The following is a 15321-nucleotide window of genomic DNA, read 5'->3' as shown; positions in this document are numbered from 1 at the left end:
GCTGCGCCTGATCCAGCGCAACGGTTTTTTGCTGACGATAAAAATTCGTCGATGATGCGAGATGCGACCAGCTTAGAATTGTTCCCACTCTCCTTCTGTTACTGTAACCACTTTCGCGGCACTACGGGGCCGGGTACCCGGACTGGATGCCAGCCTGGCTGCGGTGGGGGCTTTGCGCACGACATGGCGCTGCGGTTGTTGCGCTGGCTGTGGCTGGCTGGTGGTGCTTTTTATACTTGCGGCCGTCACGCCTTGCTGGTTGCCATTCAATTTGAATACATCAACCACATGGGCCAGTTTGCCGGCCTGATCCTGCATGGTTTCTGCTGCTGCAGCGGCTTCTTCCACCAGGGCTGCGTTTTGCTGGGTGACCTGGTCCATCTGGGTGATGGCCAGATTGATCTGTTCAATACCGGTATTCTGTTCCTGGCTGGCGGAAGAAATTTCGGAAATGATGTCCGTCACGCGTCTGACGCTATCCACGATCTCGCCCATGGTGACGCCAGCTTCATCCACCAGTCTGGCACCCATGCCGACTTTTTGTACCGAGTCACCGATCAGTTCCTTGATTTCCTTGGCGGCCGATGCCGAGCGCTGTGCCAGGTTGCGCACTTCGGAGGCGACCACGGCAAAGCCACGACCCTGCTCACCGGCACGGGCGGCCTCTACAGCGGCGTTCAGCGCCAGGATATTGGTCTGGAAGGCGATGCCATCGATGACGCCGATGATGTCGACAATTTTCTTCGATGATTCATTGATCGACCCCATGGTTTCAACCACCTGTTGCACCACGCTGCCGCCTTTGACCGCCACATCTGATGCTGAATTGGCCAGCACATTGGCCTGGCGTGCATTGTCTGCGTTTTGCTTGACGGTGGAGGTCAGTTCTTCCATCGACGATGCGGTTTCTTCCAGCGAGCTAGCCTGTTCTTCGGTACGCGATGACAAATCCTGGTTACCCGCAGCGATCTGTTTTGATGCCGTGCTGATGGTGTCGGTGCCGGCACGCACTTCGCTGACGATGGTAGCCAGGCTGGTCGTCATGGCCTTGAGTGCCTCCAGCAATTGACTGACTTCATCCTTGCCCTGCACTTCAATATGACGCGTCAAATCACCGGCGGCAACGGTCTGGGCGATGCTGACCGCTTCATTGATGGGGCGGGTAATCGAGCGTGTGATCGACCATGCCAACGCCGCTGCTGCCATACAGGCAAACAGGGTGGATAGCAACAGGAAGTTGACTGCGAAATTATATTCGGCATGCATTTTCTCAATCAATTCCTGGTTCTGTTTTTCCAGCAATTGAATCATTTCGTTCAGCACGGAAAATGTGCCATCCTGCTGTTTTTGTACCGTATTCTGTAAAAAAATCGTTGCTTCGTCCAGCTTGTCGGCGCTGGCCAGTTCAAGCACCTGATTCGACAGCCGCAAGATATCAGGTACCTTGGTTTTTATCTCTGCATGAAGTTGTTTGGCCTTTTCGCTACGTACCATGCCGCCAAGGCGTTCTACATCAGCGATCAGGTTTTTGGAAGCGTCATTGATGCGCCCGCGCAGGGTAGCCTGCAAATCCTTGTCTTTGTAGATGATGTAACTGCGCACCGAACGGGCAACCAGACTCACATCTGTCAGCATGCGATTCGACAACGCCATCTTGACATTGTTTTCGCTGACGACAATATCCATGCGCGTCTTGGTGGCAGACAATGAAGACCAGCCTATAAAAGCGATCACCATCAGCATCAGCAACATGGTGCCAAACGCCAGATTAAGACGAAAGCCGATTTTTAATTTGTTCATATGATACTCCTCGACTGCAGGTACGTTTGAAGTAAAGTCAATCTGACTATGAAGCGACCTGGCGATGCCGCGGGTGGCGGCATTCTGTCATGGTGAGAATTCAGCGCTCTGCTTTGTGCAGGCCGTCCGGCAAGAAACCGTAGACTGGTACGAGAACGGCACCAGCCATCAGAAAGCAGCATGCCTTCGAAATAATAGTACAGGAGCGCAATAAAGCAATGTGTTAACATCAGTTAAATAAACTGGTGAAAATCCGGGGTAAAAATCCGGGATGACAGGCGGAGTGCAATACCGCTCATGACAGGATTGCGCTGGCAAGTGCACATGTTTAACAATCACGGCCTGAACAATCACGGCTTGATCTGCACTACCCTGACACAAGATGGTACGAAGACAGGGTAAAGAGAGTACGCCACGCCCCCTCTTTACCCGCAACACCACCCTTTACTTCGCTATTCCCCATTGCTTCAAAATCGGCATCCAGCGCTGCGCCACAATTTTGTCAAAGCCGGATGAGGTGGGATGCAGTTCATTCGCCCAGTCTTTCTTATAGTCAGCACCACTGCTGAGTGTGCCAAGCGAATCGATGTAGACCACGTTATTGGGCCAGTCGTCAAAGGTTTTGAACAGTGCATTCAGGCGGGCTATCAGTTCATGCACGACTGCCAGACGAAAGATCGGGTCATTTTTTACCTTGGCCGCATCCAGGGCGGGTTTTAACCAGGGGCCGGTGATGAGAATGTCGAGTATGTCAAAACCGCGCCCATCAGGTGTTGGATAGTCATAGCCGTGAATAAAGATGGGGCGTACCTGCTTGGCGGCATCTTTGTATGCCCAGCGTATTTCATGTATCAGCCCGCCCATGGCAGTGGCGACCTTGCGTAAAAAATCGTCGATACCAACCGGGTCCAGACAGGCTTTGGGGTCTGTCACACCGCTGCAGTCTGGCTTCAGGGCCAGCTTGTAATCGACAGCATCATTGCCGGCACCGCTGATCATGAAGACGTTATAGTATTTTCTGGCATCCGGTGTCAGGTTGCGCTCGACCGCTGCTGCATACTTGCCGGCACCTACATATTCCTGCAACAGCGCGCCATTATTGCCCACAGCCTGGATATTCGAATAGTCGGTGCGCAAGGACTTGTTGCGGATCAGGGCTTGCAGAATATTATTGCCCGGATACCAGAACCATGAATCACCTATCGCCAGGATGGCGGGGTATTCCCCTTCTATCCATTTATCACTTTTCTGATACACATGCATATCGTATTCCTTTGCAAAAAAAGCAGAGAAAAGTAGCGCGCCTGCCTGCCTTGTCAGGCAGGTGGGCCGTGCTGGCATTGAAGTCAAGGTTCAATGTCGCGGTTCAATCTCGCAGTGGGCCTGGTGACATCGTTTCGATTATAAATTAATTATTAAAATAACCACCAAAAAAATGATTAATTGATTTTGGATGTGCATTTATTTCTGTGAGTCAATATGGAAATAAAAAACTTCAAACGACAAAAATCCACCTCGGCGTCATTTGAAAAAAGTATGCGCCGGTTCAATTTCAGGGTGATGAAAAAATAATTCTTTATGTGTGTTATCGAACCGAAACATGAGGAAGTTCCAGACATACTGAAGTCTCGACTCAACGTGAAGGATTTAAAATGATTAACGAAAATTTGGATGGTTACGGCAGCAATGGCAGCAGTGGTGCCACCCCTGACAAGGGTCCGGGTCCTGAACTGATGGGTGCACAAACCTTGACTGGCGACAATGTCGTCAATCATGCAGATGAACATCTGGGTGACATCAAGGAAATCATGCTGGACATGCGTACTGGTCGTGTAGCGTATGCCGTGGTAGCGCATGGCGGCTTGCTCACCATCGGTGAAAAACTGTTTGCCGTGCCTTGGTCTGCACTTACCCTGGACACTGTCAACAAACGCTTCGTGCTGAATATCGACAAAGAACATTTCGAAAATGCGCCTGGCTTTGACAGTGACCGTTGGCCAGACATGGCTGACCAGACCTGGGTCAATGAAGTGCATGGGTATTACAACCCAAAAAACTGAACAGGGATGTGATTCAGGCCTGGTGAAAGCCTGCTTGAAACCCCATCAGGTAGCACAGATGTATAGCAAGGCAGAGTGAAGCTGCGGCCAGAACGACTGACTGTAATGGCCGCAACATCAACCGCAAGCAATAACCAGTTACGGAGTGAATCATCATGGACTATACCGAAATGCATTTCGCCTTTGAAGTATATGAAAAGGCTTTAGCAAAACGTAGCAGGCATTTGTTCAAGACACCAGAACCCCTGCGCAATGCCGAAGAACAAGTGTACACGCTGGAAGTAGCAGTCAATGAAGTGTTGGCCGATACCCGCAAAGTCGCCATGATGATACGGTCCAGCCCGCAAAAATCTTTACCAAGCTATGTTCACAGCGTGGCCAGCAAATAGTCCGATGGTTCTCAGGGGCAGTGTGCAGGCCTGTTCCTGATACCCCATCTGCCGTCACCGGCTTTTGAACCGATCACAGGAAGAACATCATGCATGAAGTCAACAAGGCACAGGCCCAGCACAACGGTCTGGATATAGCCGCCATTCGCGAAGCAGCCAAAAATATGGGCGAAGGTGCCGTCACCGCTGGTTACCAGGGCAGCCGCGAAGAAGTCATCGCCATGCTGAATGGTGCACTGGCAACCGAACTGGTCTGCATACTGCGTTACAAGCGCCACTACTACACCGCGTCGGGCATACATAACAGCCCCATCAAGGCTGAATTTTTACAGCATGCGGCAGAAGAACAGGCGCATGCCGATTTGCTGGCAGAGCGCATCGTGCAATTGAACGGAAAACCTGATTTCAACCCGGCCACCTTGATGGCACGCAGCCACGCTGAATATAACGACGCCGACGACATCAGGGGCATGCTGACCGCCAATCTGATCGCAGAAAGAGTGGCTATCGAATCGTATCGACAGATGCTGGAAAAGATAGGTGAAAGTGATCCGACCACGCGGCATATGCTGGTGGGAATTATGGCGAAGGAAGAAGAACATGCGGATGATATGCGGGATTTGTTGGCGTAGCGTTTAGCGCTGCGCTTGGCTGGGGTGTTGGTGAACCGTGCGCTGGCGGAGTTGAAACAGGTTGCTTAAGCATGGTTTTACTCCTTCCCTTTCAAGGGGAAGGTTGGGATGGGGATGGGTTTCGATCGATAAGCAGTAATCATGTTTACGTCGCTGCAGCGAAGGCGGGAGCCTAGTGTCTTTCGTGGCATATCGTGTTGTTAATTAAAACGATTGCCCTTCGTAGAGACAAGCCGGGTCTCGGCCCGGCGGCCGAATTCCTTTCTTTGCTTCGCCAAAGAACGGAATCAAAGAAAGGCGACCGCAGACTCGCCATGCGGGTGCTTACGCTGCGCTTCAGCATAATTTGTGCATCACAAAAAATGGGAAGAGCCGCAACTCGCCTGCGGCTCAAACATCGGATCTTCTTTTTCCATTTTCTGTGACGCACAAATTACATCATCCCAAGCGGATTAAGGTCAAAAGCAACTTCAAAAACAACAGCAACACAGATCAAAACCAACAGCAACGTCAACACCAAAAACAAAAGCAGCACCAGCTCCAAATTTAATAGTTCCCTAACCAACCCAAAGGAAGACCATCATGCTCGAATCCAACATCAAAGCTGTCAACAAAGATATCAAGGTATTACTCAAAGATGCGCAGGCGCTGTTTAGTGCGGCCGCTACGTTGAGTGGTGAAAAAGCCGACGAGGCGCGGGCGCGGGGGATGAAATTGCTGGATACGGCCATGGTCGCGGCACAGGATGCGCAGGCGTCGGCGTTGGCTGCCGGCAAGCAGATGGCCGATTGCACCGATACCTATGTCAGGGAAAACCCATGGAGCACCATCGGCGTGGCCGCCACGGCGGGCTTGCTGGTGGGTTTGCTGTGCTGTCGCAAATCATGAACCGGTAAGGTAAACCGGTAGGCAGGCATCAAAAAAAAGCAGCCCGGTTTTCCAGGCTGCTTTTTTCTTCTTAAAACTGCCCAGCTTACTTGACCGGCCCTACCTGTTCCGCACAAAATGCCGTCAGTTGCTGCAGGGCCTGGGTAACGGCCTGGTTGCTGGCCAGGACGCCGCCATAGGCGTCTTCGGTAGGGGTGGCAAGGTTGACTTCGAATTCACGCCAGGCGGTGATTTGCTGGTTTTTGGTGTCAGACAAATGCGCGCGCAGGACGAAGTGGACACGGCTGGGTGTGCTGGTGAAGTCTTGTTGCAGGCTGCGTATTTCCAGGTCCAGCCGGTAGGTGGTCTGCAGGGCAGTGGGTGCCTGCAACACCACCTTGAACAAGCCGCTGGATTCCAGCGCGCTGGTGACCAGCGGCATGAGCATGGCTGCCGGTGGTTTTTGCCACTGGCTTTGCTGAAACTCTTCAATCTGATGTGGCTGGCGCATGAATAGCATGTGGTTGCTGTCAAAACCGGCAGCAGCACGGATGTTGCCTATCAGGATACTGGCCGCCGGAGTACCAGTTGCCCTGGCAGGCGCAGTGATGTTGGGCACCGTAGCCACCGTAGCCACAGTATCCAGCCGGTACACCGCCGCCACTGGCACATTGGCCGGTTGCAGGGCGGAACAACCGGCCATCGACAAGGCCAGCACCGGCAGTAGTTGGGCTAAGTGGACAGGCTTCATGGCGTTACTCCTTTTGATTCCCCTGGCCCCGGTGGGGCTGCCTGTCGACCTCTGATCAGGCTGCTGGGATTATGTTCGGTCTGTTCAATCAGGCGGGTCAGGGATGCCGACAAGGTCGCCAGTTCAGCCATCAGTCTTTGTATTTCTGGCAGCGTGTCAGTACTGATCTGACGCACACCGCCACCCAGTTGATCCACGGCAGTTTTTGCACTGTCACTGGCCTTGCCTGCCTTGTCTGCCATGGCGGCAACGGCATCCGCACTCTTGCCTATGCGCTGGAACAAGGCATCCATTTTAGCGCTGGCCTGGGCAGTGTTATTGGTGGTGATGGCGGCATTGGCGATCGCGGCACGCATGGTGGCCTTTTGCGACGCCAGTGCATCCATCACGGCAGACGTGTCCTGCAAGATCTTGCTGAAGGCTGCGCGATTATCTTCATTCAGTATAGCATTCAGGTTGGCGGCGGTGCGGTCCAGATTGGCCAGTACGGCGCTCAGGACATTTTCCAGCCGCGCGCTTAACGACGGCTTGGTGCGTATCTGTGGATAGCTTTGTCCGGGCAAGGCCTGCAATGCCGATGCTGCGGGTGAGCCGCCGCTCAGTTCCACATAGGCGATGCCGGTCAGGCCCTGGGTTTTCAAGACGGCCTGGGTATCGGTCTTGATGGGGGTGCCGGTGGCAATCGCAAACAGCAGTTGCACCTGTTGCGGATTGGCCGGGTCCAGGCTGATCGCATGGACCTTGCCGACATTCACCCCCTGGTATTTGACTGGCGCATCCAGATTCAGGCCCGCTACCGATTCATTCACCACGGATTGATACAGGACCGTCTGCGTGCGCTTGCCCAGACCGACTGACAGCCACAGCACGGCAGCCACAAACATGGCCCCAAGCATCAATACAAAGGCACCGACAGCGGCGTAATTTACTTTGGTTTCCATGGGCTGTCCTTGGTTTTCAATTGTTCTTGTTGTCCGGCTGCTTGTGCTTGTGCCTGTATTTGTGTCTGCGCCTGTTCCTGTGCCGCCCTGCCCCGCGCGCCATCAAAATAATCACGGACGACGGGGTGCGGCAGGTGTGACAGTTCTTCCATGGAACCAATCGCCAGCACCTTGCCCTCGCCCAGTACCGCCACCCTGTGGGTGACTTGCCACAACAGATCAAGGTCATGGGTAATCATCACGATGGTAGGCTGATACAGCGCGTGCAAATGCCGCACCAGGGCATCGATACCCCCGGCGCCGGCCGGGTCCAGGCCAGCGGTGGGTTCATCAAGAAACAACAGTTCCGGGTCCAGCGCCAGCGCCCTGGCCAGTGCGGCACGCTTTAACATGCCACCGCTGAGTTCAGCCGGGTACAGGGTGGCCGCTTCTGGCTTGAGGCCACTCAAAGCCAGTTTCCAGGCGGCGATGTCGTTGATGCTGTCCTCATCCAATTCACTATGCTCACGCAGCGGCAAGCCTATGTTTTCGCTAACGGTCAGCGTGCCGAACAAGCCGCCTTTTTGAAACATCACACCACAACGCTGGCGCAATGCGGCGGCGTCTTCATCGCTGATGCCTGCCAGTTCCTGCCCCAGGATACTGACCGAACCTGAATCTGGCGTATGCAGCAAAATCATTTCACGCAGCAGCGTCGATTTGCCAGAACCGCTGCCGCCAACGATGGCAAATATCTCGCCACGCCGGATATCCAGATCCAGGTTCTCATGCACGACCTTGTCGCCAAAACGGGTACAGACCTGGCGCATTTGAATCACGAAGTCATCGCTAGCTGAAGCGGGCGTAGGTGCGGGCGTAGGAACGGGTGCGGTTGCGGGCTCGGCTGCTGTCATTACAATCCCAATAAATTAAAAATGACAGAAAAACCGCCATCCAGCACGATCACGATAAAAATTGCCTGCACCACACTGCGCGTGGTCTGGCGACCGACACTGTCGGCATTACCCTTGGTACGAAAACCCTGATAGCAACCTATGGTGGCAATCACCACTGCAAATACGAGCGACTTGCCAATACCGATCAACAAGGTCTTGAGTGGAATTTCAGTCGCAAAACGGGTCATGAATTCATGCGGGCCGACACCCAGTTGATTGCTGGCCATCAGCATCCCACCCATGATGCCCAGCAAATCAGCAAACAGGGTCAGCAATGGCAAGGCCAGTATCAGCGCCAGCAGCTTGGGGATCACCAGCAAATCAACCGGTGGAATGCCGACGGTCTGCAAGGCATCAATTTCTTCCGTCACCACCATGGTGCCTATCTGGGCCGCATAGGCTGAACCAGAACGGCCAGCGATGATGATGGCCGTAATCAGTGGTGCAAATTCACGCAGCATGGCGTAACCCACCAGCTCCACCACAAAGATATTCGCGCCATAGTGCTTGAGCTGGTCTGCCCCCTGATAGGCAATCACGATGCCGAGTAAAAAAGAGGTGACGCCAACGATAGGTAGAGCTTCAAAACCAGCTATCTGGATATTGTGCAAAATGGCGCGGCCACGCCAGCGCCGCGGGTGTCGTAGCAAACCCAGCATGCTGACCGCGATGGTCCCGACAAAACTCAGCCAGGCCAGATTGTCATGCCAGACATTGACAGTCGCCTTACCAATTTTTTCCAGCAAGCCGGTGGGCTTAAGCACCGGCACCGCAACAGTGGGAATATCACCCAGGCCATCCAGCATATGCTGGTAAGCATCAGGCCAGCCCTGCATGCTGATCTGGGTACCGCTGTCACGCAGTTTTTGCAGACGTGTATGCATGACCCAGGCTACGATGCTGTCTATCTTTTGGATTTGCTGGCCGTCCAACTGCACTACCGCCGGGTGGCGCAGCAGCAAGGCATCCAGTTGACGCATGACATTACCCAACTGACGGATAGTCCAGTTGCCTGACAGTTGCAAGACGCCTGGTGCGGTTTGCTGGATGCGCGCAGGCATGCGGGTAACGTGGAAAGCGGATTTAGCAATATCGGCAGCAGTGCTGTCGGCAGGCTTATTGGTAACGTCAGATGTGGCGGTGGGGCTAGCTGGCATAGTGGTTTATCATGAGAAACTGATGACATGTAGCTTGCCATTTTGCGGGCGTTTTATCTGTACGCTAGCGTACTCAATCCGCCACCTTACCTGGTGCCGGATTGCGCCCCCTGCCATCCCCCACCCAAGGCCTTAAACAAGCCGATTTGCGCCTGCAATCTGCTCAAGCGTATTTGTGTCAACTGGTCTTGCGCCTGAAAGCGGCTGCGCTGGGCATCCAATAAAACCAGTAAATCGTCAGCACCGGCGCGATAGCGAATTTCAGATAAATGCAAGGCTTGTTCGGTTTCTTGCAGATAGGCTTGCAACAAACTTTCCTGCAACTGCATGCGGTGGCTGGCGGCCAGGGCGGTATCGACATCGGCCAATGCTGCCAGCACGGCTTTGCGATAGGCCAGCAATAGCTCGCGCTGGCGTGATTCGGCGATGTTGACCTGGGCGCGCAGGCGACCACCGTCGAAGATAGTCTGCGTCAACCCTGCAGCCAGGTTAAAGCTGGTGACTGGTGCATTCAGCAAGCCATGCAGGCTGTCGCTGGCAATGCCCAGCGATGTACTGAGACTGATGCTGGGGAACAAGGCGGCACGGGCGGCGCTGATATTGGCATTGGCGGCGGCCAGTTGCGCTTCGGCGCTGGCCAGATCAGGGCGACGGTGTAACAGACTGGCAGGCAAACCCGCAGCAGCAGCAGGCAAGCTGACTTGCCGGAGTTGGTCACCCGCCACCTGAAAGCCAGGCGGCACCTGCCCCAGCAAGATCGCCAGTGCGTACAAACCTTGCTGCTCTTGCAATTGCAATGGGGGAATGGTGGCTTCTTGCGTCAAGACGGCGGCCCGCTGGCGCGCCAGGTCCAACTGGCCAGAGGCACCATAACGGACGCGCGCGTCCACCACTTGCAAGACACGACGGGCGATAGCCAGATTGTCTTGCGCCACGGCCAGCCGTTCACGTACGGCCAGAATTTGAAAATAAGCTGTGGCAATACCACCCACCAGCGTCAGGCGCAGCGTGTCGCGATCATAACTGCTGGCTTGTTGCAGGCTGTCAGCGGCACGGCGGGTGGCGGCATTTTTGCCCCAAAAATCGAATTCATAACTGGCAGCCAAACCCAGACTCAGGCTGGTGTTACCGCCATCAGTGCCACTGGTTCCAGTAACTCCATTAGTACCATTGGTGCCGGTATCCCCCGTGGTGGTACTTGTCTGGCTAGTTGATTGTTTGCTGTTGCCATGGGTTTCACGCCGCGATGCACCGGCATTGGCTTCCAATACCGGAAACAGCGACGCCCCCGCGATGCGGGCCTGTGCCTCTGCCTGTACGATGTGTTCAGCTGCCATGCTCAGGTCGGGATTATTCTTTAAGCCCTGTAACATCAAGCTGTCCAGTTCGGCAGAACCAAAGCCTTGCCACCAGGTCGCAGTCGCCTGATTGGCGACTGCGGTACTTTCTACATCTACTGCTGCCCACTGGCTGGGCATATCAGTCAGCACAGTAGCGTTATCCGGGGTGGCAGTCTGACTGGCGCAGCCAGCAAGCAGGATGACCGCTATCAACATCGACAGGGATGAGATGGGCAGGTGCTTCATCATTTTCCCAATGCAACCACAGGATCAACCTGGGCCGCCTTGCGTGCCGGGAAGTACCCAAATACCAAACCAATTGCCAGCGCACAGCCAAATGCCAGCACCACGGGTGCAATGGAAAACTGTATCGGCGTGCCAAACACGCTGATGACGACTGCCGCCAGCATACCCAGTGCAATGCCCAGCACACCGCCCAGCACCGACACCACCAGCGCTTCAATCAGGAACTGTTGCAAGATATTGCGCATGCGTGCACCCGTGGCCATGCGTATGCCGATTTCACGCGTGCGTTCTGTCACGCTGACGAGCATGATATTCATCACCCCTATGCCTCCCACCAGCAAGGAAATAGCAGCCACCGACGCCAGCAACACCGTCAGGGTGTTTTGGGTGTCGGTGGCGGTTTCCAGTATGCTGGCCATATTGCGTATTTGGAAGTCGATACTGCGATGGCGCGCTTGCAGCAGACCAGTAACTGCATCCTGAGTAAGGTCGATGCCATCCACATCATCCACAGCCACTGTGATGGTGCGCAAAAACCGCTGACCAAACAGGCGCAGGCTGCCAGTGCTCAGGGGGAGCAGCATGACATCGTCCTGGTCTTGCCCACCTGGTGCCGCGCCACGTACTGCCATCACACCGATGACCTGAAACAGCACATTATTCAACACGATATATTCGCCCACTGGTTTGCTGTCATGGCCAAAAAGGTTGTCAACCACGGTCTGCCCCAACACCACCACGGCGGTATAGCTGCTGACATCTTCTGCCGAAAAGAAAATACCCTGGCTGACACTCCAGTTGTGTGCCAAGGGATAATTGGCCGAGGTTCCGGTGGCCTGGGTCTGGTAGTCGGCACTGCCAAAACGGGCGGTGACACTGCCCCCCAGTTCTGGTACGGCGGCCTGCACATTTGGCAGGGCTGCGATGACTTCAGCATCCTCTGGTATCAAGGTCGCCACGCTGCCGCCAACGCCGCGCCGGTTGGGCGCACCGGGGCGTACCACCAGCAAATTGCTGCCCATGGCACTGATACGTGTCAGCACTGCCTGTTTGGCACCATCACCAATCGCCAGCATGGCCACCACCGAACCGACACCTATGACGATACCCAGCAAGGTCAGCACGGTGCGAAACAGGTTGGACCGCAACGCCCTGAGCGCCGTTTTGGCGGCTGCCAGCAAGCCACTGGCAAAGGCTTCGCCACGGTCATTGGTGGTGGCGGCATCCGTAGTAACGGTACTGTCCAGCGTGGGGTTATCTGCCTTGGCTGCCTTAGTCACTACTTGCGCGGCGTCGGCGGCGAGATCGGTTTTCTTGCTGGATTCGGTCGCAAAATCGGCCACGATCATGCCATCCTTGATCTGCAAAATGCGCTGTGCCTGTTCGGCCACTTCACGTGCATGGGTAATCAGGATGATGGTATGTCCACGACGTGACAAGTCTTTCATCAGCGCCATGACCTCGATACCGCTTTGGGTATCCAGCGCGCCCGTTGGTTCATCCGCCAGTACGATACGCCCACCATTCATCAATGCGCGGGCAATAGACACCCTTTGCTGCTGACCGCCCGACAACTGACTGGGGCGATAACGCAAGCGTTCGCCCAGCCCCAGGGTGGACAGCAATGCACGGGCACGCTGATGTCGTTCTGACGGGGGAACACCGGAATAAATGGCCGGCACCTCCACATTTTCGGTAGCGCTGGCGGTGGCGATCAGGTTATAACTCTGAAACACAAAACCAAAAGCTTCACGTCTGAGCCTGGCTAATTCATCACGCTCAAAGTCAGATACGTCCAAACCTTCAAACAGATATTTACCCGATGTGGCCCGGTCCAGACAGCCAAGTATATTCATCAGCGTGGTCTTGCCCGAACCAGACGCCCCCATGATGGCAACAAATTCACCCGCATAAATGGTCAGGCTGATGCCATGCAAAATCTCTACCTGCAGATCACCGCTCTCATACGATTTTTTGATATCGCGCAATTCGATCAGCGGCTGGCGTTCGGCACTCATCTCGGGCCACCGCTGCGCTGATTGCCCGTCAGTGCGCCACCGCTTTGCTGTGCTGGTGCGACCGCTGCCTGCACCGCAGATTTGCTACCGGTCACTACCGTTTCCCCAGGCTGCAGGCCAGACAATATCTGCGCCGATACCCGGGTCATGACACCAACCTGCACCGCACGTTCTGTCAGCTTGCCATTCTTGTCCATGACAGTGACCATGGCCTTGCCATCTTTAAACTGCCCACGCGGGTCTTGCGCTGTGCCAGTGTGCTTACTCGTTTGCTTACTTCCCTTACCGGCTTTTGCCTCATCGCTAGCCGGGTGCAAGGCCGTCAACGGTACAAACACGGCGTCTTTGGCGCTGGCCAGTACAAAGAACACCTGGGCTGTCATTTGCGGCAACAAATTCTGGCGGCTATTGGGTACCTCGAACAGGGCGTCATACAAAACCACATTATTGATGACTGTGGGCGTAGGCGAAATTTGTCTGAGCTTGCCATAATAACGGCGTGCACTGCCACCCAGGGTGGTGAAGTACACATCCATGCCCAGTTTCAATTTACCGACATCTGCCTCTGACACTTGCGCCTGTACCGTCATGATGGATAAATCAGCGATGCGCATGACGATAGGTGCCTGCTGATTGGCGTTCAGGGTCTGGCCTTGCCTGGCAGTTTGGGACACCACGGTACCAGCTATTGGTGCATAGATTTTGGTATAACTGAGATTGGCATCATCACCACGCAGAGTCGATTCAGTCTGCTCCATTTGTGCTTTTAGGGAAGCGACCTGGGCCAGGGCCGAGCGTTGCACTGCCTGCGCCATCTGCAAGGCCTCGGTAGTACTGGCCTCTTCGTGCATGAGCTGGTTTTGCCTGGTCAACTGCAGTTCTGCAAGTTGCAGTTGCGCTTGCTTGTCGGCCAGTTGCGCGGTCTGGTTGCGCAGTTGTGCGCGGTCAGCATCAGCTTTCGACAGGTACACGGTAGGATCAATTTCTGCCAGCAAATCTTTGGCCTTGACGATGGCCCCGACTTCTACCAGCAAGTGCTTCAATTGACCGGACACCTGGGTGCCGACATCGACATAATCTTTCGGCTGCAGACTGCCTGTGGCAGTGATCACGTCTTCAATATCCGCTTTTTGCACGGTGGCGGTCAACCACTGATTCTTGCTGTCTGCACTGTCCATCACCAGCTTGCGTATATAAAAACCACCCGCCACAAACAGCATCAGGCCGACGATGATCGCTGTCAAGATGACGGGACGAGTCCAGCGGTTATGCGGTTTGATTGGCGGTTTGAGTGGCGGCTGGTTGGTATTGTTGTTGGTATTGCTGCTGGTGTTGGCGCTGTTACTGCTTGTGGTCGTGGCGTCCGCATGTTCCGTCGTGCCGGTACTACCTGCGGTTTCAGTTGATGGCTTAGCAGATGGTTCAGTCAATGGCTCAATTCGCGGCACTCCATCTGTTTCCGGCGCTGGCGTCTGGCCGGGCGGGGTGGTACCTGTCAGCATGGCTAGAACTCATTTCATCATTAAGGGCGAGATGCGTTTGCCTCATCACGTGGACCAGCAAGACGGGCCAGGTAATCAATAGCAAGTTCGAAGCGTCAGCGCCTGCAGTCCGGCACTGGGCATGAGACAAACTCTGCAGGAACTGACTATTTGGGTGTACTTCCCTTAACAAATTTCAATCCAGAAAAATACTTACGCAAAACCGCTCCAGCAACGACACAAAAACTGTAACTACACTGTATGGATGCCGCTGCCGAAACATGCTGGAGCGATTTTGCGTAAATATTCTGTCAATCCAGGCACTGACAAACTTGCGCACCGTTTCCACGGTAGCCACGATGCCGCAATTGCCCTACCCAATGTCGCCAGCATGACAGAAATAGCAGGCACGCTCTGTGCGCTAGCTAACAGACCGCAACAAGCTTTTCTTTCAAGCTAAGGCCATCGTCAAAGCAGTAAGCCGGTCCAGTTTTACCGGCCTGCCGGGCGTGTTGACTTAACCCACTTCAAGAAAGAAACATCATGCTTTATACCATTGCTGTCATACTGATTATTTTGTGGTTGTTGGGTATGGTGTCGGCCTACACCATAGGTGGCTTTATCCATGTCTTGCTGGTGATCGCCGTCATCATGATCTTGCTGCGTTTGATCAGCGGCAGAGGCGTTTGACGCTGCTGTATCGC

Annotated in this window: 14 protein-coding genes; 5 read left to right on the top strand and 9 right to left on the bottom strand. The window is 54.5% G+C overall.

What is annotated here, in order from left to right; translation table 11 throughout:
• Positions 1–72 precede the first annotated feature (72 nt).
• Both ACO0LM_RS20330 and ACO0LM_RS20325 read right to left on the bottom strand, forming a co-directional pair.
• Complete coding sequence (locus ACO0LM_RS20330) at positions 73–1800, bottom strand: methyl-accepting chemotaxis protein (RefSeq protein ID WP_423039357.1); 1728 nt, start codon at positions 1798–1800, stop codon at positions 73–75.
• 444 nt (positions 1801–2244) lie between these two features.
• The gene (locus ACO0LM_RS20325) at positions 2245–3063 is read right to left on the bottom strand and encodes a hypothetical protein (protein ID WP_423039355.1); all 819 of its coding nucleotides are present in this window, start codon (positions 3061–3063) and stop codon (positions 2245–2247) included.
• Positions 3064–3452: 389 nt separating this feature from the next.
• On the opposite strand from ACO0LM_RS20325, the gene ACO0LM_RS20320 reads away from it, so the two are divergent.
• From ACO0LM_RS20320 to ACO0LM_RS20305, 4 genes are all read left to right on the top strand, one after another.
• The gene (locus tag ACO0LM_RS20320) at positions 3453–3860 is read left to right on the top strand and encodes a PRC-barrel domain-containing protein (RefSeq protein ID WP_423039353.1); all 408 of its coding nucleotides are present in this window, start codon (positions 3453–3455) and stop codon (positions 3858–3860) included.
• A 155-nt stretch (positions 3861–4015) separates the two neighbouring features.
• The gene (locus ACO0LM_RS20315; protein WP_422989288.1) at positions 4016–4249 is read left to right on the top strand and encodes a hypothetical protein; all 234 of its coding nucleotides are present in this window, start codon (positions 4016–4018) and stop codon (positions 4247–4249) included.
• 89 nt (positions 4250–4338) lie between these two features.
• The gene (locus ACO0LM_RS20310; protein WP_423039350.1) at positions 4339–4881 is read left to right on the top strand and encodes a ferritin-like domain-containing protein; all 543 of its coding nucleotides are present in this window, start codon (positions 4339–4341) and stop codon (positions 4879–4881) included.
• A gap of 582 nt (positions 4882–5463) precedes the next feature.
• Positions 5464–5769, top strand: coding sequence for a DUF883 family protein (locus ACO0LM_RS20305; RefSeq protein WP_423039348.1), 306 nt, complete (start codon positions 5464–5466; stop codon positions 5767–5769).
• Between the two features lie 85 nt (positions 5770–5854).
• On the opposite strand, the gene ACO0LM_RS20300 is transcribed toward ACO0LM_RS20305, so the two are convergent.
• The 7 genes from ACO0LM_RS20300 to ACO0LM_RS20270 all read right to left on the bottom strand — a co-directional run bounded on the left by ACO0LM_RS20300 (position 5855) and on the right by ACO0LM_RS20270 (position 14638).
• The gene (locus ACO0LM_RS20300; protein WP_423039346.1) at positions 5855–6499 is read right to left on the bottom strand and encodes an ABC-type transport auxiliary lipoprotein family protein; all 645 of its coding nucleotides are present in this window, start codon (positions 6497–6499) and stop codon (positions 5855–5857) included.
• Positions 6496–7440, bottom strand: a complete 945-nt coding sequence (locus ACO0LM_RS20295; RefSeq protein WP_423039344.1) for an MlaD family protein — start codon at positions 7438–7440, stop codon at positions 6496–6498. Before ACO0LM_RS20295 ends, ACO0LM_RS20300 begins: the two co-directional genes overlap by 4 nt.
• A complete protein-coding gene (locus tag ACO0LM_RS20290; protein WP_423039342.1) occupies positions 7425–8333 on the bottom strand; it encodes an ABC transporter ATP-binding protein in 909 nt (302 codons plus the stop codon). Before ACO0LM_RS20290 ends, ACO0LM_RS20295 begins: the two co-directional genes overlap by 16 nt.
• Complete coding sequence (locus ACO0LM_RS20285) at positions 8333–9532, bottom strand: ABC transporter permease (RefSeq protein WP_423039340.1); 1200 nt, start codon at positions 9530–9532, stop codon at positions 8333–8335. Before ACO0LM_RS20285 ends, ACO0LM_RS20290 begins: the two co-directional genes overlap by 1 nt.
• 86 nt (positions 9533–9618) lie before the next feature.
• A complete protein-coding gene (locus tag ACO0LM_RS20280) occupies positions 9619–11121 on the bottom strand; it encodes an efflux transporter outer membrane subunit (protein WP_423039338.1) in 1503 nt (500 codons plus the stop codon).
• Positions 11118–13136 carry a MacB family efflux pump subunit gene (locus ACO0LM_RS20275; protein WP_423039336.1) on the bottom strand — a complete coding sequence of 673 codons (2019 nt, stop codon included), beginning with the start codon at positions 13134–13136 and terminating at the stop codon, positions 11118–11120. The genes ACO0LM_RS20280 and ACO0LM_RS20275 overlap by 4 nt, the downstream gene beginning before the upstream one ends.
• Positions 13133–14638: an efflux RND transporter periplasmic adaptor subunit gene (locus tag ACO0LM_RS20270; RefSeq protein WP_423039334.1), complete on the bottom strand. Its 1506-nt coding sequence runs from the start codon at positions 14636–14638 to the stop codon at positions 13133–13135. Before ACO0LM_RS20270 ends, ACO0LM_RS20275 begins: the two co-directional genes overlap by 4 nt.
• A gap of 522 nt (positions 14639–15160) precedes the next feature.
• On the opposite strand from ACO0LM_RS20270, the gene ACO0LM_RS20265 reads away from it, so the two are divergent.
• Complete coding sequence (locus ACO0LM_RS20265; protein ID WP_422989572.1) at positions 15161–15307, top strand: lmo0937 family membrane protein; 147 nt, start codon at positions 15161–15163, stop codon at positions 15305–15307.
• Positions 15308–15321 lie beyond the last annotated feature (14 nt).

Source organism: Undibacterium sp. Di26W (assembly GCF_049340265.1).
Taxonomy (GTDB): domain Bacteria; phylum Pseudomonadota; class Gammaproteobacteria; order Burkholderiales; family Burkholderiaceae_D; genus Undibacterium.
The sequence above is the reverse complement of the archived record's forward strand: the minus strand, read 5'-3'. Positions and strand labels throughout refer to the sequence as shown.

Excerpts from the sequence above, each read along its gene's own strand:
- ACO0LM_RS20330 (WP_423039357.1), bottom strand. The coding sequence starts at position 1,800 with ATGAACAAATTAAAAATCGGCTTTCGTCTTAATCTGGCGTTTGGCACC.
- ACO0LM_RS20325 (WP_423039355.1), bottom strand. The coding sequence starts at position 3,063 with ATGCATGTGTATCAGAAAAGTGATAAATGGATAGAAGGGGAATACCCC.
- ACO0LM_RS20320 (WP_423039353.1), top strand. The coding sequence starts at position 3,453 with ATGATTAACGAAAATTTGGATGGTTACGGCAGCAATGGCAGCAGTGGT.
- ACO0LM_RS20315 (WP_422989288.1), top strand. The coding sequence starts at position 4,016 with ATGGACTATACCGAAATGCATTTCGCCTTTGAAGTATATGAAAAGGCT.
- ACO0LM_RS20310 (WP_423039350.1), top strand. The coding sequence starts at position 4,339 with ATGCATGAAGTCAACAAGGCACAGGCCCAGCACAACGGTCTGGATATA.
- ACO0LM_RS20305 (WP_423039348.1), top strand. The coding sequence starts at position 5,464 with ATGCTCGAATCCAACATCAAAGCTGTCAACAAAGATATCAAGGTATTA.
- ACO0LM_RS20300 (WP_423039346.1), bottom strand. The coding sequence starts at position 6,499 with ATGAAGCCTGTCCACTTAGCCCAACTACTGCCGGTGCTGGCCTTGTCG.
- ACO0LM_RS20295 (WP_423039344.1), bottom strand. The coding sequence starts at position 7,440 with ATGGAAACCAAAGTAAATTACGCCGCTGTCGGTGCCTTTGTATTGATG.
- ACO0LM_RS20290 (WP_423039342.1), bottom strand. The coding sequence starts at position 8,333 with ATGACAGCAGCCGAGCCCGCAACCGCACCCGTTCCTACGCCCGCACCT.
- ACO0LM_RS20285 (WP_423039340.1), bottom strand. The coding sequence starts at position 9,532 with ATGCCAGCTAGCCCCACCGCCACATCTGACGTTACCAATAAGCCTGCC.
- ACO0LM_RS20280 (WP_423039338.1), bottom strand. The coding sequence starts at position 11,121 with ATGATGAAGCACCTGCCCATCTCATCCCTGTCGATGTTGATAGCGGTC.
- ACO0LM_RS20275 (WP_423039336.1), bottom strand. The coding sequence starts at position 13,136 with ATGAGTGCCGAACGCCAGCCGCTGATCGAATTGCGCGATATCAAAAAA.
- ACO0LM_RS20270 (WP_423039334.1), bottom strand. The coding sequence starts at position 14,638 with ATGCTGACAGGTACCACCCCGCCCGGCCAGACGCCAGCGCCGGAAACA.
- ACO0LM_RS20265 (WP_422989572.1), top strand. The coding sequence starts at position 15,161 with ATGCTTTATACCATTGCTGTCATACTGATTATTTTGTGGTTGTTGGGT.